Source organism: Nonomuraea sp. LP-02, assembly GCF_036289125.1.
Taxonomy (GTDB): Bacteria; Actinomycetota; Actinomycetes; order Streptosporangiales; family Streptosporangiaceae; genus Nonomuraea; species Nonomuraea bangladeshensis.
In genome coordinates this window covers 722736-747455 of record NZ_JAXCLK010000002.1, presented here as the reverse complement: position 1 = coordinate 747455, position 24720 = coordinate 722736, and the positions used below count along the sequence as shown (strand labels likewise).

Here is a 24720-nt window from a genome sequence, read left to right as displayed (position 1 = left end):
CCAGCTCAACACAAAGCCCTAAAACAGTCAAGTCCTACTTGTTTAGTTGGTTTTTCTTTAACCTACTATCTTGATAGGTAATTTTGAGGAGTGAGGAAGGGTCATGCCGCTGCCCACGCGACCTCTGCGCAAGCTGGGTTTCCTGACCATCGGGCTGTTCGACGGAGACGATCCGCGCCCGGGACACGAGTCGACGTTGCGGATCATCGAGCTGGGTGAGCGGCTCGGCTTCGACAGTGCGTGGGTGCGGCACCGCCACCTGCAGTACGGCATCTCCTCCCCGATCGCGGTCCTGGCAGCGGCGTCCCAGCGCACCACCCGCATCGAGCTGGGCACGGCGGTCATCCCCCTCGGCTGGGAGAACCCGCTGCGGCTGGCCGAGGACCTGGCCACCGTGGACATCCTGTCCGGCGGCCGGCTCAATCCGGGCGTCAGCGTCGGCCCGCCGCTCCACTACGACCAGATCAAGGACGCGCTCCACCCCGGCACCGCCGACCTTCAGGACTTCAGCCACGAACGGGTGCGGCGGCTGCTGTCCTTCGTACGCGGCGAGCCGGCCACCGCCTTCAGCGGGGCGGAGGGCTTCGAGGTCTTCTCCGACCGGGTGCAGCCCCATTCGCCCGGCCTCGGCGCCCGCATGTGGTACGGCGGCGCCAGCCTGCGCTCGGCCCGATGGGCGGGCGAGCACGGCATGAACTTCCTGACCAGCAGCGTGGTGAAGGCGGAGGAGTCGGAGGACTTCGAGCGGATCCAGCTCTCGCACGTACGGGAGTTCCGTGCCCGTCATCCGGACGGCGAGCAGGCCCGCGTCTCGCAGGGGCTGGTCGTCATCCCGACGGACTCGGCCACACCGGAGCAGCGGGCCAAGTACAAGGAGTACGCCGGCAAGCGTCTGCCCCGCACGACCGCGCCGCAAGGCCCGGCCCGCATGATGTTCGCGCCCGACCTCGTCGGCAGCTCCGCCGAGATCGCCGAGCAACTGTACGCGCACGCCGCCTTCCGGGAGATCGACGAGGTGGCGTTCGCGTTGCCGTTCACCTTCGACCACGAGGACTACGTGCAGATCCTCACCGACATCGCCACCAGGCTGGGGCCCCGGCTCGGCTGGCACCCCGCCTGACCGCCTCGGCCCGCCATCACCCATGGACCCGGTAGGCCGCGCCGGGATGGCTGCCGGGCAGCCGGTGGACACCCGGGCCGAGCAGGCGTTCGCGCAGCGTCGAGTCCTCGTAGGAGGTGCGGTAGCGGCCACGGCGCTGCAGCTCGGGCACGACCAGCTCGATGAAGTCCTCGGCCGTGCCCGGCGACAGGTACTGCATGAGGTTGAACCCGGTCGCCCCCGTCTCGTCCGCCCAGCGCTCGATCTCGTCCGCGACCCGGTCCGGCGTGCCGGCCACGAAGAACGGGCCCTGCCCGATGCGGCCCACGGACTCCAGCACGTCGCGCACCCGCAGGCCGCGACCCACCAGCGGGCGCACGGCCCGCTCGGTGAAGTCGCCGCCGCGCGCCACGATGTCGTCGATCAGCTCGTCCGGGCCGTAGGCGGCCAGGTCGATGCCGCTGCCGCGCTGCGCCAGGAAGCCTTCGGGGCGGATGTGCCGCTGCAGGTCGGCGATCTTGGCGTCCACCTCGTGCTGCGTACGCGCCACGATCACCGAGGCGCTGGGGAAGAAGGTGATGTGGGCGGGGTCGCGGCCGTAGGCGGCGGCGCGGCGGCGGGTGTCGGCGATGTCGTCACGCAGCGCCTCCAGGGACGCGGCGCCGGTGAAGACGGCCTCGGCGTGCCGGGCCGCGAACTCCTTGCCCCGGTCGGAGTTGCCCGCCTGGTACAGGACGGGGGTGCGCTGCGGCGACGGCTCCGACAGGTGCGGCCCGGCCACCCGGAAGTGTTTGCCGACGTGGTCGATGGCGTGCACCTTGTCCGGGTCGGTGTAGACGTGCCGCTCCCGGTCGCGGACCACGGCGCCGTCCTCCCAGCTGCCCTCCCACAGCTTGTAGAGCACCTCCAGGTACTCCTCGGCGATCTCGTAGCGCAGGTCGTGCTCGATCTCGTCGTCGAGGCCGAAGTTGCGGGCGGCGCTGCGCAGGTAGGAGGTGACGACGTTCCAGGCGACGCGGCCCTTGGTGAGGTGGTCGAGGGTGGACATGCGGCGGGCGTGCGCGAACGGCGGCTCGTACGTGGTGGAGAACGTCACCGCGAACCCCAGATGCTCGGTCACGGCGGCCATGGCGGGCACCACGAGCAGCGGGTCGTTGGCGGGGATCTGCACGGCCTCACGGATGGCGGTCTCGGGCCCGCCGCGGTAGCGGTCGTAGGCCCCGACGACGTCGGCCAGGAAGACGGCGTCGAACAGGCCGCGTTCCAGCAGCCTGGCCAGGTCCGTCCAGTACTCCAGGTCGGTGTAGCGGTGGCGGTTGTTGGCCGGGTGGGTCCACAGACCGTGCTGGATGTGGCCGACGCAGTTCATCTCGAACAGGTTGAAGTGGATGATGCCGCTCATCGAGGAAAGCTCCTGGGGGCGATGCCGTTGAGGTGGTAGTTGCCCACGTCGTGCACCTTGGCGCGCCGCGGGTCGTGGACGGTGTGGGTGCGGGCGTTGCGCCAGTGCCGGTCCAGGCCGAGCGGGGCGCGGGCGGCGCTGGCCCCGGCCAGCTCGAACCATTCGGCGCTCACCCGGTTGGCGGCGCGGTCGGCCTGCGCGCGGGCGGCGGACATGGCGACGGCCGCCTCCGCCGCGAGGGCGGGGAACTCCTCGGGCGCGGCCGATCTGGCCCGGTCCACGGCGTCGCCGGCGCTCTCCAGCAGCGCGCGGGCGGCCCTGGTCAGCACGGCCAGCTCGCCGAAGAGCTGCACGACGACCGGGTCCTCGACGACCTTCTCCGCCTGGGAGCCCGGCCAGCCGCCCTTGGTGTAGCCGCGCAGGAAGGCGGCGGCGTCGGCGAGCGCCCCCTCCGCGATGCCGGTGTCGATGGCCGCGTGGATGAGCAGGCCGAAGCTGCGGAAGGTGCTGACGTCATCGCGCCGCACCGGCATGACGCGGTCGGCGGGCACGAACACGTCATGGAGCACGACGGTGCCGCTGGCCGTGGTCCGCTGGCCGAAGCCGTCCCAGTCGTCCACGACGCTGAGGCCGGGCGCGTCGCGCGGCACGAAGGCGACGCTGTGCGAGTCCTCGTCGAGCGCGGTCACGGGGATCCAGTGGGCGAACAACGCGCCGGTCGAGTAGATCTTGCGGCCGGAGATGAGGTAGCCGCCGTCGTGCGGGCGCAGGACGGCGCGCTCGCGTTCGCCGCCGGGGCCGCGGGCGTCCACCGCGGCGTTGCCGAGGCGGCCCCCTGCGAGGACCTCGGCGTAGAAGAACGCCTGCTGGGCGGGAGTGCCGTGCTCGCGCAGCGAGTCGAGATACCAGAAGTGGTTCTGCGGGATCTGCCCGATGCTGGCGTCGGCGGCCGACAGCTCCCTGATGACGGCGCCGAGCGTGGAAGTGCGCACGCCGGCCCCGCCGTGCTCGGCGGGGACGGTGATGCCGAGCAGGCCGCTGTCCGACAGCGCCTCGATCTCGGACGCGGGCAGGACCCGCTCGGCGTCACGCCGCGCGGCCCCTGCCGCGAAGCCCGCGGCCAGCTCGCGGGCGACCGCGATCGCCTCTTCGTCGGTCTTGATCACATGTGCCATGTCACGCTGCCGCCAGTCTCGGGATCGCCGCCACCAGTTCCTTCGTGTACGGGTGCGCGGGCTCGCTGAAGACCGTCCCGACCGGCCCCTCCTCCACCACGCTTCCGTCCTTCATGACCAGCACCCGGTCGCACAGATGGTGGACCACGCCCAGGTCGTGGGAGATGAACAAATAGGCCACGCCCGTCTCCCGTTGCACGTCCTCCAGCAGGTCGAGGACCTGCGCCTGCACCGACACGTCGAGCGCGGAGACCGGCTCGTCGCACACGATCACCGACGGCGACGGAGCCAGGGCCCGCGCGATGGCCACCCGCTGCCGCTGCCCGCCGGACAGCTTCAGCGGCCGGCGCCTCAGATGCTCGGCGCCGAGTCCGACCAGCTCCAGCAGCTCGACGGAGCGGGCGCGGCGGTGCTCGCGCGGCACGCCCGCCACGGCCAGGGCCTCGGCGAGCACCTTCGCCACGGTGTAACGCGGGTCGAAGGAGGCCAGGGTGTCCTGGTAGACGACCTGGACGTCGCGGCGCTGCGCGCGGTCGCCGCGCGTCCACGGCCGGCCGTGGATCTCGACGGCGCCGGTGTCGGGCGCGGTGAGCCCGAGCGCGATCCTGGCCGTGGTGGTCTTGCCCGAGCCGGACTCGCCGACGATGCCGAGCGTCTCGGCGGCGCGCAGCGCGAAGGACACCTCCCGCACGGCGGCCCGGCCGCCGAAGGATTTGCCGACGCCACGGGCCCGCAGCACGACCTCGCCCGCGGCCCGCCGCGGCACGGCGACGTCGGCGCCCCCGTCCGGGGCGGTGACGCCGGGGCCCCTGTCCGGGGCGGTGACGCCCGCGCCCCCGTCCGGGGTGGTGCGGGTCAGCGGGGTGGTGTCCGACAGGCGGGTGCCCTTGGTGTGCTCGGCCGGGATCGCGCGCAGGAGCCGCCTGGTGTAGTCGTGGGCGGGCTCGCCCAGCACCTGGGCGGTCGGCCCCTGCTCGACGATCACTCCGTCCTTCATGACGGCCACCCGGTCGGCCAGCCGGGCCACCACGGCCAGGTCGTGGCTGATCACCAGCAGCGACCTGCCCTCCGCCTTGATCCGGGCCAGCAGGTCCAGCACCTGCGCCTGGATCGTGACGTCCAGGGCCGTGGTGGGCTCGTCCGCGATGATCAGCTCGGGGTCGGCGGCCAGCGCGGCGGCGATCAGCGCCCGCTGGCGCAGGCCGCCGGACAGCTCGTGCGGGAGCTGGCCGGCCCGCAGCTCGGGCTCGGGCACCCCCACGGAGGCGAGCAGCTCCAGCACCCTGGCCCTCCTGGCCGCGCCCGGCAGGTCGGTGTGGGCGGCCAGGACCTCCTCGATCTCCTTGCCGACCTTGCGCAGCGGGTCCAGCGAGACCAGGGCGTCCTGGAGCACGAAACCGATGCGGCCGCCGCGCAGGCGCCGCCAGCCGCGCTCGCGCAGGCGGGTCAGGTCCTGCCCGTCGAAGGTCAGCTCGCCGGCGGTGACGCGGGCGCCGCCGCCGGTGAGGCCGACCAGGGTCCGGGCGGTGACGCTCTTGCCGGAGCCGGACTCCCCTACCAGGGCCAGGCACTCCCCTGCCCCGACCTCGAACGACACCCCGTGCACGACGGACGTCGCGCCGAAGGCGACGCGCAGGTCGTCCACCTTGACCAGGCTCATCCGGTCCTCCCTTCCGATCGCAATCTGAGCGCCCGGCCGACCACGGTCACGCTGATCACCGTCAGCGTGATCGCCAGGCCGGGGAAGAGGCCGTACCACCAGGCCCGCGAGATGAAGTTGCGGGCGGTGGACAGCATGGATCCCCATTCGGGCTCCGGCGGCGGCGTGCCGAGCCCGAGGAAGCTCAGCGCCGAGCCGGCCACCAGGGCGGTGCCGACGCCGATGGTGGCCAGGATGAGCACCGGTTTGACGGCGTTCGGCAGCACGTGCCGCAGGATCACGCGCCGCCCCGGCAGGCCCAGCGCGTACGCCGCCTCGACATAGCTCGCCCTGCGGATCGCCAGCGTCTGGGCGCGGACGAGGCGGGCGTAGGAGGGGATGTTGGCCACGCCGATGGCGAGGATGGCGTTGGCGGTGCCGCCGCCCGCCACGGTGATGACGACGAGGGCCAGCAGCAGCTCGGGGAAGGCCATGCCGACGTCGGACAGGCGCATGATGACGTTCTCGACGAGCCGGTTGCCGAGCCCGGCGGCCAGGCCGAGCAGCCCGCCGACGACCAGGGCGACGGCGATCGCGCCGAAGCCGAGCAGCAGCGAGGCGCGCGTGCCGTGCACGATGCGGGCCAGCACGTCGCGGCCGTTCTCGTCGGTGCCGAGCAGGTGCGCGGCGCTGGGGGCCCGCAGGGTGGCGGCGCTGTCCACGGCGAGCGGGTCCTGGCCGGTGAACAGGCCCGGCGCCAGCGCGGCCAGGACCAGCACGCCCAGGACGGCCGCGGCGAGCCACACGCCGATCCGGTTCACGCGGCCTCCACCGGCCGGCGGTCGGCGAGCATCAGACAGCCTCCTTCAGACGAGGGTCGATGACCAGGTAGAGCAGGTCGACCAGCAGGTTGACCAGGACGTAGACCAGCGCGGACAGCAGCACCACGCCGAGCACGAGCGGCAGGTCCTTGGCGTTCACGGCCGCGACGAGCAGGCGGCCGACGCCCTGCCGGGTGAACAGCGTCTCGGTGACGACGGCGCCGCCGAGCAGCGCGCCCACCCAGAAGCCGGTCATCGTGACCAGCGGGGTCAGGGCGTGCCGGAGCGCGTGGCGCAGCCGTACGGCGGTGTCGCCCAGGCCGCGGGCGCGGACGCTGACGATGAACGGCTCGTCCAGGACCTCCTCCAGCGCCTCGCGCAGCACGTGGCCGAGCACGCCCGCGATCGGCAGCGCCAGGCAGAGCGCGGGCAGCACCAGGGAGGCCACGCCCTGCCCGCCGGTGGAGGGGAACAGCCGCAGCCCGAAGGAGAAGACGGTCAGCAGCACGATGCCCAGCCAGAACGTCGGCGTCGAGGCCGCCACCAGCTCCGCCACCGAGGCCAGGCCGCGCCACCGGCGGCGGCCGGCGGTGGCCAGCGCGACCGCGACCGCCAGGAGCAGCCCGGTGGCGGCGGCGGCCACGGCCAGCTCCACGGTCGCGGCGGCCTGCTCGCCGATGGCCCGGATGACGGGGGTGTGCAGGCGGTAGGAGGTGCCGAAGTCGCCGTGCGCGATGCGCCACAGGTGGGCGGCGTACTGCTCGTACCAGGGGCGGTCGAGCCCGTACTCGGCTCTGACCTGGGCGAGCACCTCGGGCGTCGGGGCGGCGCCCTCACCCCCGACGACGGCCTCGGCCGGGTCGCCGGGGGTGAAGTGCACCACCAGGAAGGTCAGGGTCGCCGCACCCCACAGCACGCCGACCCCGGCCAGCAGGCGCCATCCGATGAACGTCAGGGTCTTCATTCGTCCAGCCAGGTGTCGTAGAAGTACGGCGACGGGTAGGCGGGCGTGAAGGCCAGGTCGCGGACCTTCTTGTGGTAGGCGACCGGGCGCGGGTCGTCGTAGAAGGGGATGGCGGGGACGAGGTCGAGAAGCCTGGCCTGCGCCTGGTTGTACAGCTCGGCAGGGTCCTGGGCGCTTCTGGCCTGTTCAAGAAGCTCGTCGAGCTTCGGGTCCTTGAGCCGGGCCACGTTCTGGCCGCGCCGTTCGGGGGTGGTGATGTTCTTGGAGGAGTACTGGATCCACAGCACGTCGGCCGTGTTCGTGGCCCACAGGCCGGAGCTGAGGTCGTAGTCGCCCTTGGTGGAGCGGTCGGTGAGCTCCTGCTCGGGCGGGGTCTGGATCTGGATGTCGAGGCCGATCTTCCTGGCGGCGGCCTGGGTCTGGACGGCGATCTGCATGCGCTGGGCGGGGAAGTTCGCGGCGATCGGGAAGTACGCGGTCAGCCGCTTGCCGTCCTTGAGCCGGATGCCGTCCTTGTCCCTGGCCGTCCAGCCGGCCTCGTCGAGCAGCTTGTTCGCCAGGGCCTCGTCGTGCTTGATGGTGCCGCTCAGCCCTTGCGCGTAGCCGGGCGTGGAGGTGGTGACGAAGCCCTGCGCCACCTGGTACTGGCCGAAGGAGATGCCCTTGATGATCGAGTCGCGGTCCACGGCCGCCAGCAGGGCCCGGCGTACGCGGAGGTCGTCGAACGGCGGGCGGGAGGTGTTCAGCCAGAACGACATCGGGTGGCCGGGCCGGATCGCGGTGAGGAAGCCGAGGTCGGGGTTGGCCTTGACGTCCTCGACGTTCTGCGGCGGGGTGAAGTCGATGGCGTGCACCTCGCCGGCGGCCAGCGCGTTGTAGCGGGCGGCGTCCTCGGCGAGGAAGCGGATCTCCAGCTTCTCCAGGTAAGCGGGGCCGGTGTGCTTGGCGCTCTTCGGACCCCAGTTGTAGTCGGGGTTGCGGTGGTAGGTGATGCTCTGGCCCTTGGTCCACTTGTCGAAGACGAACGGGCCCGAGCCGATCGGGTGCTCGCAGATGCTCTGCGGCGACTCCTTGATCTGCTTGGGGGAGATCATGCCGAGGTAGCCCTGGGCGAGGATGTCGAGGAACGGCCGGTACGGCGAGCTGAGGTGGACTTCGAGCGTGTGCTCGTCCACGATTTTCGCGTCCTTGTACGGCGCGATGTAGGACGCGGCCAGCGGTGACTTGGTCGCCGGGTCGCGCATGTGCTCGAAGTTGGTCTTGAGCGCCTCGGCGTTCCAGACCGCCCCGTCATGAAATTTCACGCCCTGGCGGAGCTTGAAGGTGTAGGTCAGGCCGTCGTCGGAGATCTCCCAGCTGTCGGCCAGCCACGGCTGGATCTTCCCGTCGGCGTCGAACCACACCAGCGAGTCGGCCACCGGGACCGTGCTGACGGGGCCGTCGGAGCTGGCGTTGCCGTGCGGGTCGAGGCAGGGTGGCTCCTGCCCGTTCTCGCCGAGGATCAGGGTGCCGCCCGGCTTGGGGGCGCCGGGTGCGGTGGTGTTCGTGGTGCCGCCCGAGGTCGCGCTGCCGCATCCGGTGAGCAGCAGCGCGAGCGCGAGGACGGCGAGGGGGGTTCTGGTCATGTGTCAGCTCACCCATGCGTCGTGGAAGGTGACAGCGCCGTAGGCGTAGTCCCAGGTCAGGCCGTGCACCCGCTTCCGGGACGAGACCAGGCTGGGCCGGTCGTAGAACGGGACGGCGGGCGCCAGTTCGAGCAGCCGGGCCTGCGCCTTGCCGTAGATCGCGGCCCGCTCGGCGGCGTCCGTGCCGGCCCTGGCCTGTTCGAGCAGCTCGTCGAGGGTGTCGTCGGAGAGCCTGGTGGTGTTCTGGCCGCGCCGTTCGGGGGTGGTGATGTTCTTGGAGGAGTACTGGATCCAGAGCACGTCGGCCGTGTTCGTGGTCCAGATGCCGACGGAGACGTCGAAGTCGCCCTTGCCGGTGCGGTCCTGGGACTCCTGCGCCGTGACGCTCTCGATCTTGATCTCGATGCCCGCCTTGGCGGCGGCGGCCTGGGTCTGGACCAGGATCTGCGTGTTCTGCGGGTTCACGCCCGTGTCGAGGGCGACGGCGGTCAGGCGCTTGCCGTCCTTGAGCCGGATGCCGTCCTTGTCCTTCTGGGTCCAGCCGGCCTCGTCCAGCAGGGTGTTCGCCCTGGCCGGGTCATAGGCGATCTGGCCGCCCTTCGCGTGGTCGGGGGTGGAGGGGGTGACGAAGCCGGTGGCCACGCTCCACTGGCCGAACGAGACGCTGTCGATGATGGCCTTGCGGTCCACGGCCAGGGTGAGCGCCTGGCGTACCTTCTGGTCGCCGAACGGGGCACGGCCGGTGTTGAGCCAGACCGAGAAGGGGTGTCCGGGCCGGTCGATGCTGGTGAAGGCGAGGTCGGGGTTGGCCTTAACGTCCGCGACACTGGCCGGTGGGGTGTTGTCGATCACATCGACCTCGCCGGCCAGCAGCGCGTTGTAGCGGGTGGCGTCCTCGGCCAGGAAGCGGATCTCCAGGGCGTCCAGGTACGCGGGCCCCTTGCGCCCGGCAGGCCCCCAGGCGTAGCCGGGGTTCTTCTTGTACGTGATGCTCTGGCCCTTGGTCCAGGTGCCGAACACGAACGGCCCCGAGCCGACGGGATGCTCGCAGGTGCTCGCCGGGTTCTCCTTGAGCTGCTTGGGCGAGATCATCGCCAGGTACGACTGCGCGAGCACGTTCAGGAACGCCGAGTACGGCGAGCTCAGACGCACTTCCAGGGTGTGCTCGTCCACGACCTTCGCGTCCTTGTACGGCGCGATGTACGAGGCGGCCAGCGGCGACTTGGTCGCCGGGTCGCGCATGTGCTCCAGGTTGAGCTTCAGCGCCTCGGCGTCCCAGGCCGACCCGTCGTGGAAGGTCACGCCCTCGCGGAGCGTGAAGGTGTAGGTCAGGCCGTCGCCGGAGACCTTCCAGGCGGTGGCCAGCCAGGGCTTCAGTTCGCCCTCGGCGTCCTGCCACAGCAGCGAGTCGAAGATCGGGCGGCCGACGACCGTGGTGTTGGTGGTGGACAGCTGGTGGGGGTCGAGGCAGGCGGGCTCGTCGGCGTTCTCCCCGAGCACGAGCGTGCCTCCGGATCGCGGGCCGGTGTCGCCGGCGGCCGCCTGTGGCGCGGCGTCGGCGCCGCAACCGGCCAGGGTCGCCATCAGGGTCAGGGCGGTGACGAGCAACGTTGTGGAGCGGGTGAGCATGGGGGTCCTTAAACAGGTATTGCCTACCTGCATTGCAGGGATTACGGTGAACCATAACGTAACACGCAGAACGGAAGAAACAACATGACCCACGTGATCGCCGACGACGCCGAGGCGCTCGCGACGGCGCGCGGCCTCGCCGCCGGGTTCGCGGAAGGGGCGGCGGCCCGCGACGCCGGACGCCGGCTGCCGGAGCCCGAGCTCGACCGGCTGTCGGCCAGCGGGCTGCTCGCCGTCACCGTGCCGCGCGCGTACGGCGGCGCCGACGTGAGCGCGCGCACCCTCGCCGAGGTGTTCCGGCTGCTGGCCGCGGCCGACCCGAACCTCGCGCAGATCCCCCACAGCCACTTCGTCTACGTCAACGTGCTGAAGCAGCAGGGCACGGACGTGCAGCGCAAGTTCTTCTTCGGCGAGGTGCTGGACGGCAGGCGCTTCGGCAACGCGCAGTCCGAGGCCGGCACCAAGCACGTCCAGGACTACCGGACCTCGCTGGTCGCCGCCCCCGGAGGCGGCTTCCTGCTCAACGGCACCAAGCACTACAGCACCGGCGCGCTGTTCGCGCACTGGATCCCCGTGCTGGCCCGGCGCGAGGACCGCACGCTGCACGTGGCGTACGTGCCGCGCGACGCTCCCGGCCTGACCGTGGTGGACGACTGGGACGGCATGGGCCAGCGCACCACCGCCAGCGGCACCGTCCAACTGGAGGACGTGCGGGTGCCGGAGGACCGCGTGGTGCCGCACCACCTGACGTTCCAGGGGCCGCAGCTCCACGGGGCCTACGCCCAGCTCCTGCACGCCGCCATCGACGTCGGCATCGCCGGCGGAGCGCTGGAGGAGGCGCTGGAGTTCGTCCGCACCAAGGCCAGGCCGTGGTTCGAGAGCGGTCAGGAGCGCGCGGCCGACGATCCGCTCGTCATCCAGCGGGCCGGCGAACTGGCCGTCAAGGTACGCGCCGCCGAGGCGCTGCTCGACCGGGCCGCGCAGGCCGTGGACGCCGCCCGCGACGACCTGACCGGCGAGACGGCCGCCGCCGCCTCCATCGCCGTGGCCGCGGCCAAGGCGTTCGCCGACCCCGTGGCGGTGGAACTGGGCAACGCGATCTTCGAGCTGGGCGGCACCCGCTCCAGCCTCGACGGGCTCAACCTGCACCGCCACTGGCGCAACGCCCGTACCCACACCCTGCACGACCCGGCCCGCTGGAAGATCCAGCACATCGGCCGCTACGTACTTGACGGCCAGCTGCCGCCCCGGCACGGCCTGCTCTAGGAGAGACGACGATGAGTCTGACGTTCCACTGGTTCCTGCCCACCTACGGCGACAGCCGCGACGTCGTGGGCGGCGGCCACGGACTCCCGGCAGGCGCGGCCTCCGGCGCCCGCCCCGCGACCCTGCCCTACCTGCGCCAGATCGTGCACGCGGCCGAGCAGGTCGGCTTCGTCGGCGCGCTGACGCCCACCGGCGCCTGGTGCGAGGACGCCTGGCTGACCACCGCGATGCTGGCCGACACCACCGAACGGCTGAAGTTCCTGGTGGCCTTCCGCCCCGGCCTGGTCTCCCCCACGCTGGCCGCGCAGATGGCGGCCACCTTCCAGTGGCACTCGCGCGGGCGGCTGCTGCTCAACGTGGTGACCGGCGGCGAGGCCCACGAGCAGCGCGCCTACGGCGACTTCCTGGACAAGGACGCCCGCTACGCCCGCACCGACGAGTTCCTGCACGTCGTGCGCTCGCTGTGGCAGGGGCAGAGCGTGAGCTTCACCGGCGAGCACCTGCGGGTGGAGGAGGCGCGACTGGCCCGGCTGCCCGACCCGGTGCCCGAGGTGTACTTCGGCGGCTCCTCCCCCGCCGCGGGCCGGGTGGCGGCGCGGCACGTGGACGCGTACCTCACCTGGGGCGAGCCGCCGGACGCGGTCGCCGAGAAGCTCGCCTGGATCGACAGGCTGGCCGCCGCCGAGGGCCGTACGCTCCGGCACGGCATCCGGCTGCACGTGATCACCCGCGACACCAGCGAGCAGGCGTGGGCGCAGGCGCGCCGGCTGCTCGACGGCATCGACCAGGCGACCGTGGAGAAGGTGCAGGCCGGCCTGGGCCGCAGCGAGTCCGAGGGGCAGAAGCGCATGCTCGCCCTGCACGGCGGCAGACGCGACGACCTGGAGATCTACCCGAACCTGTGGGCGGGCGTCGGCCTGGTGCGCGGCGGCGCCGGCACCGCGCTGGTCGGCAGCCACACCGAGGTCGCCGACCGCATCGAGGAGTACCACCGCCTCGGCCTCACCGAGTTCGTGCTGTCGGGCTACCCGCACCTGGAGGAGGCGTACTGGTTCGGCGAGGGCGTGCTCCCCCTCCTGCGCGAGCGCGGCCTGTGGCAGCACCCCGCCGAGCCGGCCGCCGCCGCCGGACCGGCCTCGATCCCGTTCGCCACGGCGGGAGCGCGATGAGCACCCTGGCGAAGCTGCGGCAGCGCGCCGCCGAGCTGCTTCCCGAGCTGGCGGCCGGGGCCGGGCAGCGGGAGCTCGTCCGCGAGCTCCCGCACGAGGAGATCCGCGCCCTGGCCGCCGCCGGCCTGTTCACCTTCCGCATCCCCGCCTCCCACGGCGGAGGCGGCTCCAGCGTGGCCGAGGTGTTCGGCTTCCTCATCTCCCTGGCCGCCGCCGACTCCAACATCGCCCAGGCAGTACGCCCCGGCTTCGGCCGGGTCGAGCACCTGCTCACCGCTCCCGAACCCGAACGCGAGCGCTGGTTCCCGCGCTTCCTGGCCGGGGACGTGTTCGGCAACGCCGGCTGGGAGATCGGCGGGGCCAACGGCGAGGTACGCACCCGCATCGACCGCGACGGCGTCGTCAACGGCAGCAAGTACTACAGCACCGGCGCCCTGTACGCGGACTGGATCGGCGCGTCGGCCGTGGACGACTCGGGCGAGCGGGTGTTCTTCACGCTGCCGCGCGACCGGGAAGGGCTGGAGCTGCTCGACGACTTCGACGGGATCGGGCAGCGGCTCACCGCCAGCGGCACGACCCGGCTCAACGGGGTCAAGGTGCTGCCCGACGAGATCGCCGAACGTCCCGGGAACGGCGCCCGCTCCCCCGTCAGCGCGTTCATGCAGCTCCACCTGGCCGCCGTACTGGCCGGGATCGCGCGGGCCGCGCTGACCGACGCCGTCGCGTTCACCCGCGAACGCGCCCGCCCGATCCAGCACAGCGACGCCGCCCGTTCCGTGGACGACCCGTACGTGCGTCACGCCGTCGGCGAGATCTCCGCCCGCGCCTACGCCGCCGAGTCCGCGGTCCTGCGCGCCGCCGCCACGATCGACCGGGCATGGGAGGGTGACCTGGAGCCCGGCCTGCTCACGGAGGCGGCCGTCGAGGTGGCGCAGGCGCAGTTCGTCGCCGCCGAGTCGGCGCTGAAGGCCGCCGAGCTGCTGTTCGACGTGGGCGGCGGCTCCGCGGTCGCCCGCCGCCACAACCTCGACCGGCACTGGCGCAACGCCAGGACCGTCGCCAACCACAACCCCCGCGCCTGGAAGGCGGCCGTGGTCGGCGCCTACCACCTCACCGGCGCGCAGCCGCCGCTGAACGGCCTGTTCTGAAGGGATTCCCCACCATGACCCGCGTGCTCCTGATCTCGGGCAGCCCGCCGTGACCTCCCGCACCGGACGGCCGCGGCCGACGTGATCGCTGCGGCCGGTGCTCAGCCGGGGCCGAGGAGCTCCGGGCGCTGTCGCCTGACCTCTCCTTGCTTGCGGAGGTCCAGCATGCAGAGAACCTTGTCGTAGCGTTGTTCGCCGACGGCGACGAAGCCGGGCAGGCGGCCGTACTCGGTGAAGCCCAGGGACCGGTAGAGGCGCAGGGCAGCGGTGTTGTCGCCACGGGCATCGAGGGTGAGGACCTCGATGCCCGCCTCCCGGGCGTCGGCGATCAACGCGGCGGTCAGCGCCCGGCCGACGCCACGACCATGGGCGGCGGCGGCCACCGCCAGCTTCTCCAGATCGGCGTGCGGCCGATGGGTCGGCCGGGCGTAACGGAGCCAGTACCCCAGCCCGGCCAGCCGGCGGTCGAGGTAGGCGGCGCGCAGGGCCGCGTCCCCGGCCCGCACCGCGGAGACGACCTGGCCGAGCAGGTCCGCCACCTCGTCCCGCGAGGGCGGGTCGGTCCAGCCCAGCGCGGCGCCTCCGCCGACCAGGTCGGCCAGGATCCGATGGGCCGAGTCCATGAACCGGGCCTCCAGCTCCGGATCGGCGGTCAGCTCCGCGGCGTCGAGGAGGGCGGGCTCAGCGATCACACCGCGCAGCCTAGCTCGCCCGGATCACGACGGCCGGATCCGGTAGGCGCGGATAATCGTCTGCTCTGCCATGTTGCCCGCCCCGTCCACCGCCCGGGCGCGCAGCGACACGTACCCGTCGCCGGCCGGGTGGCGCAGCACGACCGCCGGCCCGTGGACCTCGGCCCTGGTCCAGGTGGCGCCGTCGTCGTAGGAGACCTCCACCGACAGCCGCTGCACGGGACGCGCGGCGCTCCCCTCCAGCGGCTGGACGGTCACCGGCACCGCGAAGCGCCGCCCGGACGGCGCGGAGTTCTCGGCGTCGAGGGCCGGGCTGAAGCGCACGACCGACACGGGCAGCCGCGCGGGCGTGCTGCCCGCGACGTGCCCGGACCGGAACGTCCACACGCCGGACACCCGCGTGGACAGGGTCGCGGGCGCTCCGCGCTCGCCGTCGACGACGAGACGGTAGGCGGCCTCCTGCGCGGGCACGGTGAAGCTCGTCCTCGCCTCCGTCTGCTCGCCCACGAGGGCGCCGTCGCGGTAGAGGGCGGTCCGCTGCGTGGACCGGGTGGACAGGCCGAGCGCGCCCCTGCCGTCGCCGTACAGGGGCAGGTCGGTCGCGATGGTGTCGCCGGTGCGGCTGACGCCGTCGAGGTTCTCCGCGCCGGCCCACGGCAGCGCCGGCGAGAAGACGCCGCGGTTCCACAGCTCCGTGTACGTCCTCCCGGATCGGTAGAGCGTGAAGGGCGAGTCGAAGCGGTTGAGCCGGCCGTCGGAGCCGTACTCGAACAGGTGACGCTGCCAGCGGATGCCCTCGTCGGTGTTGACGTACTCGACCTGCTGGAACGGCGTGCCGAACAGGGTGGGCGACAGGAACGCGAAGACGGAGCCGTCGCGCGGCCGGGCGTTCCGGTACGCGCCCGCCTCCGCGCCGGGCAGGTGGCGGGCGTAGTCGGTCCGTACGGCGGCCAGGTCGCGTTGCGCCACGCGCCGCTCGAACCCGTTGACCATGCCCCCGGAGCGGAACCAGGCCAGGCTGTAGGCGTACGGGCTGCCGGTCCGTGCGGCGGCCCACAGCCCGGCGACCTTGGTGCGCACGCCCGGATAGGCGCGGGCGGGGCCGAGTTGAGCGGTGTACCGCCCCTCGTAGGAGTCGCCGAGCCAGCCCCAGAACCGCGACGTCCCGTCGGCCATCCGGTACTGGTAGACGATCTCCGACTGCAGCGGGACGGCGTCCGCGCGGGGAGGCGTCAGCGAGATCGGCCGGCCCAGCCGCGCGTCGGCGTCCAGGGTCTGCGGCCGGTCCAGGTCGAGGCCCGGATGGACGAGGAGCGTCCTGGTCCGCTCGTCGACGATGGTGGTCCTGATCATCCAGCTGCCCCTGAGCAGCCGCAGGGTGACCGGTCCCTCGGGGTTCTCCAGGTCGATCGGCGTCTGATCGGGGTCCAGGGGGTACAGCGTCGTGTAGACCTCGGCGGCCGGCCCGCCGTTCCTGCCGGTGAACGTGAGCGTGAGGTCGTAGCTCTCCCTCTCCTTGTGGACCCCGGCCGGCGTGCTGAGGACCAGGTCGCCGTCGCCGGTGGCCACGATGTGCGCGCCGATGAAGCCGTCCGGACCTTCGGCGCGGGTGTCGGCGGTGACGACGGCCTCGGCCTGCCCGCCCGCGGGGACGGTCAGCGTCGCGGGTGCGACGCTGAAGGCCCTGTCGCCCCGCGCCTCCAGGCGCAGGGTCACCGGCTGCTGCTGGTCGTTGCGGTAGACGATCTTCTTGCTGATCGGAGGGTCGTCGTCGTGCGGCCACGGCTGCGTCCCGAAGCTCAGCGCGGGCGGCTCGGCGGTGACGGCCTGGCGCGTGCCGCGGTCGGCGTCCACGAGTCCCGCGCCCTGCGCGAAGACCCCGATCCCGGGCAGCGGCCGGGCGGCGCCCATGAGGGCCGCCTTGAGCAGGTCGCCCTTCCAGCCGGGATGCTGCCCGGCCAGCAGCGCCGCGACGCCGGTGACGTGCGGGGTGGCCATCGAGGTGCCGGACATGGTGGCGTACGAGCCGTCGCCGGGGGTGTCCTTCCCGCGGGCCGCGGTGATGTCCACGCCCGGGGCGGTGATGTCCGGTTTGAGATGGTCGTCGCCGGCGCGCGGCCCACGGCTGGCGAACCCGGCCTGCTCGCCCGCCTTGCTGACGGCGCCGACCTGCAGCGCGGCGTCCGCGGTGCCGGGCGAGCTGAGCATGCGATCGGCGCCGTCGTTGCCGGCCGCCGTCACGAACAGGGTGCCGTGACGCTCGCTGAGCGTCTGCACGGCCTCCTCCAGCGGGTCGACGCCGGGGGTGTCCGGAGACCCAAGGCTCAGGTTGACGATCCTCGCGCCCTGCTCGGCCGCCCACTGCATGCCCGCGAGCACGGCCGAGTCCATGCACCAGGTCGTCTCGCACACCTTGGCGTCCAGCAGCGTCACGCCGGGGGCGACGCCACGGTATTTACCGTTGGAGGCGGCGCCGCTGCCCGCGATGGTGGAGGCCACGTGGGTGCCGTGACCGATCAGGTCGCGTCCGTCCTGGGCCTCGGTGAAGTCGGCGCGGGCCGCGACCCGTCCGGCGAGGTCGGGATGGGTGGCGTCGATCCCGGTGTCGAGCACCGCCACCTTGACGCCAGCGCCGGTGTGCCCGCGCTCCCACGCCTGCGGCGCGCCGACCTGCCTGACGCTCACGTCCAACGTCACCTGCCGCCGCCCGTCGAGCCAGACCTTGCCCGTGCCGCCCGCGAGCGCCTGCCAGGTCCGTACGACCTCCCCCCTGCGCTGCCGTACGGCGAAGCCGCGCACCGCGCCCAGCGGCCGGTACCCGCTCATCGCGCGGAGGGCCGGGGCGGGACCGGAGGCTCCGGTCACGAGCAGCGGGAGCTCCTGGCGGCTGTCGTCGTACCCGAGCTCCAGCAGCCCGGTCACGTCGAACAGCCGGGGGTCCAGCCGTCCGGCCCGGACCAGCGGCACGGCGTCGTCGGGTAAGACGCGCAGCCGTCCCCCCGCCACGTCGGTGAAGAAGGTCACCTTCTCCCTGCCCTCGCCCGGCTCGACCGCCGCGCTCGTGGGGCCCGTCACGGTGACCTTGTCACCGGTGACGAGGGTGACCGTCCGGACCCCGTTCGCCGCCTGTCCGCCGGCCTTCGCGACCGCCTGTGGCTGGACGGCCATGGCCATGGCGAGCACGGCGACGCCGGCCCACCTTGTCGTTGTTCGCACTCAGCTCTCCGAGCATCGGGGACATGTCACTACGTAGTGGGCGATGATCGGATTTTGTTGCTCAGTTAACTGCACTTCCTTCACCTGGTTGATCATGACTCTCTACGTCGTGATCAAGGAGTGTGAAGTGGACCTTCGTCGCCAGTTGATGGAAGGCCGTGTGCAGGTCCCGAGCGTCGGCTCCGTCGCCAAGGTGGCGCGGATACATCCGCCGTTCGTCGTTCTCGACCGGGCCACCGAGGAGATCCGCCCGGTCACCGAGTACCTGGAGGACCTTGCCTTGAGTGATTGCAGCCCAGTGACTTGCCGCAGCTATGCGTACGGCCTGTTGCGATGGTTCCGGATCCTGTGGTTGCTGGACGTGGGCTGGGAGCGCGCCACCGAGGCGGACGTGGCGGCCATGGTCGGCTGGCTGCGCAGCGCATCCAACCCCCAGCGACGCCGCCGGGCGCCGGGTGCGCCGGAACCTGGGTCGGTGAACCTGCGCACGGGGAAGCCGACGCTCGCGCGAGGGTACGCGAAGCGAACGATCAACCACGGACTGTCCGTGGTGAGCGGCTTCTATGAGTTCCACGGTCATCGTGGTCACGGACCGGCCATCAACCCGGTGCCCTCCTCGCCGCAACGGCGGCGGGCCCTGTCACACTTGAGCCCGCTGGAGCTTAAGCCGGTGGTCGGCCGGGCCCGGCTTCGTCAGAAGGTTCCGGACCGGCCGCCGCGGGCGATCCCCGACCGGCTGTGGGATGAGTTGTTCGCGGCGATGGGCTGCGAGCGCGATCGGGCGTTGCTGGAGTTCTCCGTCTCCAGCGGGGCCCGGGCCGCCGAGCTGCTGGGCGTGACCCCGGAGGACGTCGATTGGGCCGGTCGGCAGATCTTCGTCATCTCGAAGGGGACGCGGCTGCGACAGCCGGTGCCGGCGTCGCCACAGGCATTCGTGCGGCTGGCGCTCTATCTCGACGAGGTCGGGACGCTCAGCCCCGGGGAGTCGATCTGGCGCGTGCGGCGTGGCGACGATCGTCCGCTGAGCTATTGGGCGCTGCGGCGCATCATGCAGCGCGCGAACCATCTGCTAGGCACCAACTGGACCTGGCATGACCTCCGGCACACCGCGGCGATCCGGATGGCCAACAGTGGCCAGCTCGCCCTTCCCGAGGTGCAGGCCATCTTGCGGCACGCCAACATCCAGACGACCAGCCGTTACCTGACGGTCGGTGTCGAGGAGCTGTTCGACAAGCTCACCGAGCACTACGCCCGCCCCCGCCCTGAGCCGCGCTACTCCTCCGGCTACGCCGCGGCCGACATCGAGGCGGTGTTCGGTGGCTAAGCCCGAAGCTCGTCCGACCACCGGAGTCAGCCGGCGCCACGGGCCGCTCGTCGAGGGGCTCGGCTTCTCCAGCCGGTACGTCTCAGCCAACAAGATCAAGCCCGAGCCCGCCACACCGACCGTTCTTCCCCGCCCCTTCGGGGACCTGGCGACGGCCTCCATCAGCCACCTGGCGCAACTGGCCACGGACACCTGGGAAGGCGCCTACGTGACCCGCCGCCAGCGCGGCACCGCCGTCGGGGAAGTCTTGAGCTACCTGACGAAGTTCCCCGGCAAGACGTGGCAGGAGCGCTGGGACAACAGCCCGCTGAGCACAGGCGAGGTGCGGGCCGCCGACCTCGGCAACAGTCGCAGCACCGGCGTCTCCGCCCCTACCGGGCTGCGGTCTCTGCTCTGTCTGCGCGTGATCCAGCCGTCGCTGCTGGCTTTCCGCAGCAACACCTTCAACAACTACCCCCCGTTCTTCATCACCGCCCAGGCTGACCCGCTGCTGGACAAGTTCGCTGCACAGGCCGCCACCTACGACGTTGAGGGTCATCACCGCTACGACGCGCTGCGGGACGTGTGCGGGCTGCTGACCGTTCAAGGCATCGCCCTGGCCGACCTGACGCCCGCGGCCATGCTGCACCACGGCCATGAGAACCGCCAGGTCATGGCACAACGCCTTCCCGGAACAAAGATCACCAACAGGTTCGCCGGCCCGTCAGCGTGGAACATTCTGCACGCCATGGGGGCACTTCCCGCCCGGCACCCCGTCCACGATGCGTGAGGCCCTGATGCGCGGCCAGCTCACCGTTGAGGAACTCGTCGACCGCTACACCATCCGCAACCGGTCGGTTCGCCAGCTGCTCATCGACTACTTCGTCCGCCGTTCGGCCGACAGCGACTACGCCACCTTGTCCAACCTGGCTCTCCAACTCGCCCACCACTTTTGGGAAAAGATCGAGCGGATCAACCCCGACCAGGCAGACCTGAGAATCACGCCGGAGGTCTACCAGGCATGGCGGCACATGATCAGCACCCGCGAGGACGGTAAGCCTCGCGGGGCGTGGACGGCATCGTCATTATCGTCCGCAGCTTCTACTTCGACCTGCACACCTGGGCGGCCGACGAGCCCGAGATCTGGGGCCCCTGGGTCGCGCCCTGCCCGGTTCCTCCCGGCGAGCTGCGCGGCCTGGGCAAGCGCCGCCGCAGGATCAACGAACGCTCCGCCGACCGCACACGCCAGCGCCAGCCCTTGATGCCGGTGCTGGTCCAGCACATTGAGGACCGCTACGAATATGCCCGCGCGCTGCTGGAGCGGGCCAGTACCGCCGCCGAGGGAGACAGCTTCGTCCTGAACGGGCGCACCTACCGGCGCGTCACCACCGCCCACGACCGGCACCGCCAACGCAGCCGCGGCTATCTGCCCGTCCGAGTCGCCGATGAGAAGACAGGCGAGATCATCCACGCCGAGGCCCACGAAGAGCAGACGTTCTGGGAGTGGGCCTGCATCGAAACCCTGCGCCACTCCGGCGTCCGCATCGAGGAGATGTGCGAGCTCACCCACCTGAGCATCCGCCAATATCAGCGCGCCAACGGCGAGGTCATCGCCTTACTGGTCATCGCCCCCTCCAAGACCGACCGCGAACGCGTGATCCCCATGAGCGCCGAGCTGTTCCACGTCATCGCCTCGGTCATCCGGCGGCACACGCGCAGCGGCCGGACGATCGAGCTGATCAAGCGCTTCGACTACCACGACAAGGTCTGGAGCGCGCCGCTGCCGTTCCTATTCCAGCGTCAGCACGGCTCCACCTGGCGGGTCATCTCTCCTGCCACCGTGTTGCATCAGCTTAGGCGGCGCTGCGAGGAACTCGCCGAGCACCACCCGCAGTTCCGGACCGTGCGCTTCACCCCGCACGACTTCCGCCGGATTTTCGCCACCGAGCTGGTCAACAGCGGCCTGCCGATCCACATCGGCGCCGCCCTGCTGGGGCACCTCAACATCCAGACCACCCGCGGCTACGTCGCCGTCTTCGACGAGGACGTCGTCCGCCACTACACCGCTTACCTCGCCAACCGCCGTACCTTGCGCCCTGGCGACGAATACCGCCTGGCCGGCACCGAGGAATGGCAAGAGTTCGAGGAACACTTCGACAAGCGCAAAGTCGAGCTCGGCTCCTGCGGCCGACCCTACGGCACCCCATGCCAGCACGAACACGCCTGCATCCGCTGTCCGATGCTAAACGTCAACCCGACGATGCTCGACCGTCTCAACGAGATCGAAACCGATCTCCTGGCTCGCCGCGACCGCGCTGAGGCGGAGGGCTGGCTCGGTGAGATCGAAGGCGTCGACATGACCCTCACCTTCCTGCGTGCGAAACGCGATGAGGCCGAGCGCCAAGCACGACGACCCGTTGCCAGCCTCGGCATCCCGTCTCTGCCACCTAGAAGGCAGGTCATATAACCGTGTGCTCTTGCCAGGTGGCTACATGCGCAGACTCAGCGATCGTTGATGGCCACAATGACCGCAGTCAGAAGGCATCCCAGCCCTATTCCCACAAGTGCGACCGTGGCGGGGGCATCCAATGTGCCCCCGAAGTAGGCTGCCCAACCGACCACGATGAGGATCACCCAACCGGAGGCCAACAGCACGCGAGCCGCCTTGGAAATTCGGTGCAACGGCCGTCCCTTTGTGCAAGTGGCTTACTCCATGGACCGGACCCACTCGTGAACACCGTGAGTGGAGCGGCGCCCGACTGTATCGCGCCAGCCCACGCATCCGCCAGAGGGCCCCGACGCGGTTGTGAAGACAGCCCGCTATATGACCGCCCCTCTAGGGGTCAAGAGCCCCGAGCCATGATCAGTCAGGTTGCCAAGATCGACCAGGTGCAGATAAGCACAGCGTGTCAGAAACAAGCGCCGGACAAAGTCCGGCGCTGAGCTCACCGTCCGGCACGGCCGGCCGTCCTCCGGCTCGGGGGCGTTCGCGGGCGTTGGTGACCGCGCAGCCGCCGCTCTCTTCACCGGCTGCGGCCGAAAAGAGAGCACCCTCAAGCTACGATGGCCGCATGACCGCTCCCCAGCATCGCGCGCAACTCGCCGATCGCGTTCAACGCCTCGAAGCGGCCGCCTTCAGGCTCGGCGTCGATCTGGGAGAGATCAAGACTGCGGTAGAACAACTCCCCACCACCATCCGGCAGGAGATCCTCGACTACACCGAGCCTGTTTTCGGGGAGATCATGGCCGGCAACGCCTCGCTGGCCACCAAGGAGGACCTCGACCAGCTGAAAGACTTGTTCGAAACCCGATTTACGCAGATGGACGCCAAGCTTGACCGACTTCTGGCGGCTCTGCCGCAGCCGCCCTCAAGCTGACCGGCCAGACTGGCCGCACCGGCCGTAGGTTGCAGGGCCACCTGCATGCCGGGCCCGGCCGATCCTGGTCCGCGTCAGGACATGACACCCCGCCGCGTCGTACGGCGCAGCACGCCCGCCGCGCCCTTCCCGTCCGTCTCCCCCGCAGGCTCGACGGACCACAGCCGGACCGACATCCAGACGACCCCGGCCGCCGCCACGACCAGCCCGCCCAGGTACACCGGCACGGGCACCAGGTTCCGCAGCGACCCGGGCAGCATCCCCGCGACGTACAGCACCACCGCCACGACGGGCATCATCCCGCTCCTGACGGCGGCCACCCCGAAGACCACGACACCGACCACCAGCACCGCGGACGTGACCAGGAACGCCGTCCCGGTCATGCCGGTCAGCAGCGCGGCCACCGTTCCCGCGCCCAGGTACGGGAACACGTAGTGCAGGATGTACTCGACCGCGAACGCCCCGGCCAGCCCGGCCGAGTTGAGCACGTACCCGACCAGCCCCAGCACCCCGGCCCGGTGCCGGATGACGAGGTAGATCCCGGTGACGGCGAGGAGCCCCGTCAGCGCCCCGAACGGTGCGATGGCGTGCGTGAAGTCCGTCTCCGCGACCAGCCCTCCCCTCCGCGCCGCGTTGACCACGATCAACAGCCCTGACAGGAACCCCGCAACCGCGGCGACCCGATGAAGTCCCATGCGACGAGCCCTTCTTCTGGTGTTGGTGCTCGCCATGATGCGCCCGCCCGGCATCCGGCCGAAGAGCGCGCAGGAAGACGTAAGCACCCCGAAAGAAACCGTGGAAGGCGACCGGCGGGAGCTGGGCCAGGCGAAGGCCGCGTGGATGATCTCGGCGCAGGCGGCCGCCTCGGATGCCAGACCCTGGTGATCTCCGGGGAAGGGGAGCGGCTCGACGCCGAGCCGTTCAGCGAGCGCCCGGGCGGGCCTGGCGGGGACCCCGTCGCCTGAGGCGGGGCCGACACCGACCGCGACCGGGACCGGGACGGAGCGCAGCGCCGCGACCGCGGGCTCGAAACGCAGGACGGGCAGCAGTGCCGGTCTCTCCTTCGACGGTGACGATGAACTTCTGCATCGCCACGCCCGGACCCTGACAATGGTAGGTGTCGTGGACATCCTGGTCGGACTGCCACAGAAGGAGTTGTCGCATGCGTTACTTCACCGCCACCGGCTGGGTTGCCATCTTCTCCGGAACCGATAGCGAGACAGGCCGTACCAGGCCAGTAGAAGGCTGGGATTTAGTGGATGGGACCGGGCTTGTCGTAGATCCTCAGCGAGGAGGTCTGCGTCGCGTCACGGAGTGGCCTGACTTTTCCCACCTGGAACAGGCCGAAAAAGTGGTCTCTGCCCTACCAGGAGGCGGATGGCATGCCCGATGGAACGAAGAAGGCAAGGCTCCGACAGTAGAACCGGTGATTGCCTGGCTCATCCACGCCGATGGAAAGCCACACCTATCACAGCCGCCACTGACGGAGAAATCAACACTGCGGAATTTGCAGACAGCCTGCTCCCGCCCGGCAGCAAATAATGCAGCCCGTCCCGCTTGGCCTTGCATAACGCCTGGCCAGACACCGGCCGAGGTTGTTCTCGCCGCAGGCGTCCGCGGATTGGTGCACGCCGGTCAACGGGCGTCCACCGGCATCGCGCGGCTTTCCCTTCGAGGTCTTGGAGTGCACGCATGACCAGGTCACAGTCCCACGTCTCGACGCCGCGCCGCGCGGGCTTGTTACGCCTGCTCTGCTGGGCCCAGATGGTTTTCTGGGCGCTGTCGCTCATCCAGCCGTTCTTGGGTGTCGACGCGGTGAGTCACGTGTTGTGGCGTCTGGTCCCGCCGATCAGCCTCGTATCTGTGGCTCTGGCGCTGTTTTTCGGTCTGACCGCCGGGTTCGTGATGTCCGGCCGCCGGTGGGCGCGGGTGATGGGGCTGGTGGCGAGCATGGCCGGACTGCTTTACGCCCTGCTTCTGGGCTCCACCCTGCACACGAGCATGCTTGCAGCCGCGGCCGCGGCCATGGTGACGCTGATATTGCTGCTCAACACGGACATGAGGTCGTCAGACCGGCGGTAGCCGTCCACGCCGCGTGGCCAGGACCGCGGGCCGCCCGCCGCCGTACCGGCCGCGGGCGAAGCAGGCGGCGAAAGGTCGCGGTCAGGGCATCCAGGGCCGAGGCGTAGGTGTGC

The 24720-nt window shown here is 71.1% G+C and carries 20 protein-coding genes; 10 read left to right on the top strand and 10 right to left on the bottom strand.

Features of this window, described 5'->3' with window-relative positions:
• Positions 1–103 precede the first annotated feature (103 nt).
• Positions 104–1120, top strand: coding sequence for an LLM class flavin-dependent oxidoreductase (locus SMD20_RS46760; protein WP_329594169.1), 1017 nt, complete (start codon positions 104–106; stop codon positions 1118–1120).
• Between the two features lie 16 nt (positions 1121–1136).
• Here SMD20_RS46760 and SMD20_RS46755 read toward each other — a convergent pair whose 3' ends face one another.
• Genes SMD20_RS46755 through SMD20_RS46725 form a run of 7 tightly spaced genes read right to left on the bottom strand, consistent with a single transcriptional unit; the run spans position 1137 to position 10354 of the window.
• Positions 1137–2501, bottom strand: a complete 1365-nt coding sequence (locus tag SMD20_RS46755; RefSeq protein WP_329594167.1) for an LLM class flavin-dependent oxidoreductase — start codon at positions 2499–2501, stop codon at positions 1137–1139.
• Positions 2498–3676 (bottom strand): SfnB family sulfur acquisition oxidoreductase, encoded by a 1179-nt coding sequence (locus SMD20_RS46750; RefSeq protein ID WP_329594165.1) that lies wholly within the window; start codon positions 3674–3676, stop codon positions 2498–2500. The genes SMD20_RS46755 and SMD20_RS46750 overlap by 4 nt, the downstream gene beginning before the upstream one ends.
• 1 nt (position 3677) lies before the next feature.
• Entirely contained in the window at positions 3678–5336 is a 1659-nt protein-coding gene (locus tag SMD20_RS46745) for an ABC transporter ATP-binding protein (RefSeq protein ID WP_329594164.1), read from the bottom strand.
• Positions 5333–6136, bottom strand: a complete 804-nt coding sequence (locus tag SMD20_RS46740) for an ABC transporter permease (protein ID WP_329594162.1) — start codon at positions 6134–6136, stop codon at positions 5333–5335. Before SMD20_RS46740 ends, SMD20_RS46745 begins: the two co-directional genes overlap by 4 nt.
• Before the next feature lie 31 nt (positions 6137–6167).
• Positions 6168–7100 carry an ABC transporter permease gene (locus tag SMD20_RS46735; protein ID WP_329594160.1) on the bottom strand — a complete coding sequence of 311 codons (933 nt, stop codon included), beginning with the start codon at positions 7098–7100 and terminating at the stop codon, positions 6168–6170.
• The gene (locus SMD20_RS46730) at positions 7097–8725 is read right to left on the bottom strand and encodes an ABC transporter substrate-binding protein (protein WP_329594159.1); all 1629 of its coding nucleotides are present in this window, start codon (positions 8723–8725) and stop codon (positions 7097–7099) included. Before SMD20_RS46730 ends, SMD20_RS46735 begins: the two co-directional genes overlap by 4 nt.
• Before the next feature lie 3 nt (positions 8726–8728).
• Positions 8729–10354 (bottom strand): ABC transporter substrate-binding protein, encoded by a 1626-nt coding sequence (locus SMD20_RS46725; protein ID WP_329594157.1) that lies wholly within the window; start codon positions 10352–10354, stop codon positions 8729–8731.
• 84 nt (positions 10355–10438) lie between these two features.
• On the opposite strand from SMD20_RS46725, the gene SMD20_RS46720 reads away from it, so the two are divergent.
• Genes SMD20_RS46720 through SMD20_RS46710 form a run of 3 tightly spaced genes read left to right on the top strand, consistent with a single transcriptional unit; the run spans position 10439 to position 13937 of the window.
• Entirely contained in the window at positions 10439–11620 is a 1182-nt protein-coding gene (locus SMD20_RS46720; RefSeq protein ID WP_329594155.1) for an SfnB family sulfur acquisition oxidoreductase, read from the top strand.
• Between the two features lie 11 nt (positions 11621–11631).
• Positions 11632–12789 (top strand): LLM class flavin-dependent oxidoreductase, encoded by a 1158-nt coding sequence (locus SMD20_RS46715; RefSeq protein ID WP_329594153.1) that lies wholly within the window; start codon positions 11632–11634, stop codon positions 12787–12789.
• The gene (locus SMD20_RS46710; protein WP_329594151.1) at positions 12786–13937 is read left to right on the top strand and encodes an acyl-CoA dehydrogenase family protein; all 1152 of its coding nucleotides are present in this window, start codon (positions 12786–12788) and stop codon (positions 13935–13937) included. The genes SMD20_RS46715 and SMD20_RS46710 overlap by 4 nt, the downstream gene beginning before the upstream one ends.
• Positions 13938–14038: 101 nt before the next feature.
• Here the strand turns inward: SMD20_RS46710 and SMD20_RS46705 are convergent, their stop codons facing one another.
• Complete coding sequence (locus SMD20_RS46705) at positions 14039–14629, bottom strand: GNAT family N-acetyltransferase (protein ID WP_329594149.1); 591 nt, start codon at positions 14627–14629, stop codon at positions 14039–14041.
• 24 nt (positions 14630–14653) lie between these two features.
• On the bottom strand, positions 14654–17845 hold the full coding sequence (locus tag SMD20_RS46700) for a S8 family serine peptidase (protein WP_329594147.1): 3192 nt from the start codon (positions 17843–17845) through the stop codon (positions 14654–14656).
• 94 nt (positions 17846–17939) lie between these two features.
• On the opposite strand from SMD20_RS46700, the gene SMD20_RS46695 reads away from it, so the two are divergent.
• The 4 genes from SMD20_RS46695 to SMD20_RS46680 all read left to right on the top strand — a co-directional run bounded on the left by SMD20_RS46695 (position 17940) and on the right by SMD20_RS46680 (position 22525).
• Positions 17940–19169 carry a tyrosine-type recombinase/integrase gene (locus tag SMD20_RS46695; RefSeq protein WP_329594145.1) on the top strand — a complete coding sequence of 410 codons (1230 nt, stop codon included), beginning with the start codon at positions 17940–17942 and terminating at the stop codon, positions 19167–19169.
• A complete protein-coding gene (locus SMD20_RS46690; RefSeq protein WP_329594143.1) occupies positions 19162–19938 on the top strand; it encodes a hypothetical protein in 777 nt (258 codons plus the stop codon). Before SMD20_RS46695 ends, SMD20_RS46690 begins: the two co-directional genes overlap by 8 nt.
• A gap of 279 nt (positions 19939–20217) precedes the next feature.
• On the top strand, positions 20218–21615 hold the full coding sequence (locus SMD20_RS46685; RefSeq protein ID WP_329594141.1) for a tyrosine-type recombinase/integrase: 1398 nt from the start codon (positions 20218–20220) through the stop codon (positions 21613–21615).
• Positions 21616–22219: 604 nt separating this feature from the next.
• Complete coding sequence (locus SMD20_RS46680; RefSeq protein ID WP_329594139.1) at positions 22220–22525, top strand: hypothetical protein; 306 nt, start codon at positions 22220–22222, stop codon at positions 22523–22525.
• 74 nt (positions 22526–22599) lie between these two features.
• Here SMD20_RS46680 and SMD20_RS46675 read toward each other — a convergent pair whose 3' ends face one another.
• Positions 22600–23220: a hypothetical protein gene (locus SMD20_RS46675; RefSeq protein ID WP_329594137.1), complete on the bottom strand. Its 621-nt coding sequence runs from the start codon at positions 23218–23220 to the stop codon at positions 22600–22602.
• Here SMD20_RS46675 and SMD20_RS46670 point away from each other — a divergent pair.
• Entirely contained in the window at positions 23219–23410 is a 192-nt protein-coding gene (locus SMD20_RS46670; protein WP_329594136.1) for a hypothetical protein, read from the top strand. The genes SMD20_RS46675 and SMD20_RS46670 overlap by 2 nt on opposite strands.
• Before the next feature lie 807 nt (positions 23411–24217).
• Positions 24218–24607: a hypothetical protein gene (locus SMD20_RS46665; RefSeq protein WP_329594134.1), complete on the top strand. Its 390-nt coding sequence runs from the start codon at positions 24218–24220 to the stop codon at positions 24605–24607.
• The last annotated feature ends 113 nt before the right edge of the window (positions 24608–24720 follow it).

Coding starts and splice junctions, on each gene's coding strand:
- SMD20_RS46670 (WP_329594136.1), top strand. CDS start 23,219: ATGCGACGAGCCCTTCTTCTGGTGTTGGTGCTCGCCATGATGCGCCCG.
- SMD20_RS46735 (WP_329594160.1), bottom strand. CDS start 7,100: ATGAAGACCCTGACGTTCATCGGATGGCGCCTGCTGGCCGGGGTCGGC.
- SMD20_RS46755 (WP_329594167.1), bottom strand. CDS start 2,501: ATGAGCGGCATCATCCACTTCAACCTGTTCGAGATGAACTGCGTCGGC.
- SMD20_RS46725 (WP_329594157.1), bottom strand. CDS start 10,354: ATGCTCACCCGCTCCACAACGTTGCTCGTCACCGCCCTGACCCTGATG.
- SMD20_RS46745 (WP_329594164.1), bottom strand. CDS start 5,336: ATGAGCCTGGTCAAGGTGGACGACCTGCGCGTCGCCTTCGGCGCGACG.
- SMD20_RS46710 (WP_329594151.1), top strand. CDS start 12,786: ATGAGCACCCTGGCGAAGCTGCGGCAGCGCGCCGCCGAGCTGCTTCCC.
- SMD20_RS46715 (WP_329594153.1), top strand. CDS start 11,632: ATGAGTCTGACGTTCCACTGGTTCCTGCCCACCTACGGCGACAGCCGC.
- SMD20_RS46750 (WP_329594165.1), bottom strand. CDS start 3,676: ATGGCACATGTGATCAAGACCGACGAAGAGGCGATCGCGGTCGCCCGC.
- SMD20_RS46720 (WP_329594155.1), top strand. CDS start 10,439: ATGACCCACGTGATCGCCGACGACGCCGAGGCGCTCGCGACGGCGCGC.
- SMD20_RS46680 (WP_329594139.1), top strand. CDS start 22,220: ATGACCGCTCCCCAGCATCGCGCGCAACTCGCCGATCGCGTTCAACGC.
- SMD20_RS46665 (WP_329594134.1), top strand. CDS start 24,218: ATGACCAGGTCACAGTCCCACGTCTCGACGCCGCGCCGCGCGGGCTTG.
- SMD20_RS46695 (WP_329594145.1), top strand. CDS start 17,940: ATGACTCTCTACGTCGTGATCAAGGAGTGTGAAGTGGACCTTCGTCGC.
- SMD20_RS46730 (WP_329594159.1), bottom strand. CDS start 8,725: ATGACCAGAACCCCCCTCGCCGTCCTCGCGCTCGCGCTGCTGCTCACC.
- SMD20_RS46760 (WP_329594169.1), top strand. CDS start 104: ATGCCGCTGCCCACGCGACCTCTGCGCAAGCTGGGTTTCCTGACCATC.
- SMD20_RS46675 (WP_329594137.1), bottom strand. CDS start 23,220: ATGGGACTTCATCGGGTCGCCGCGGTTGCGGGGTTCCTGTCAGGGCTG.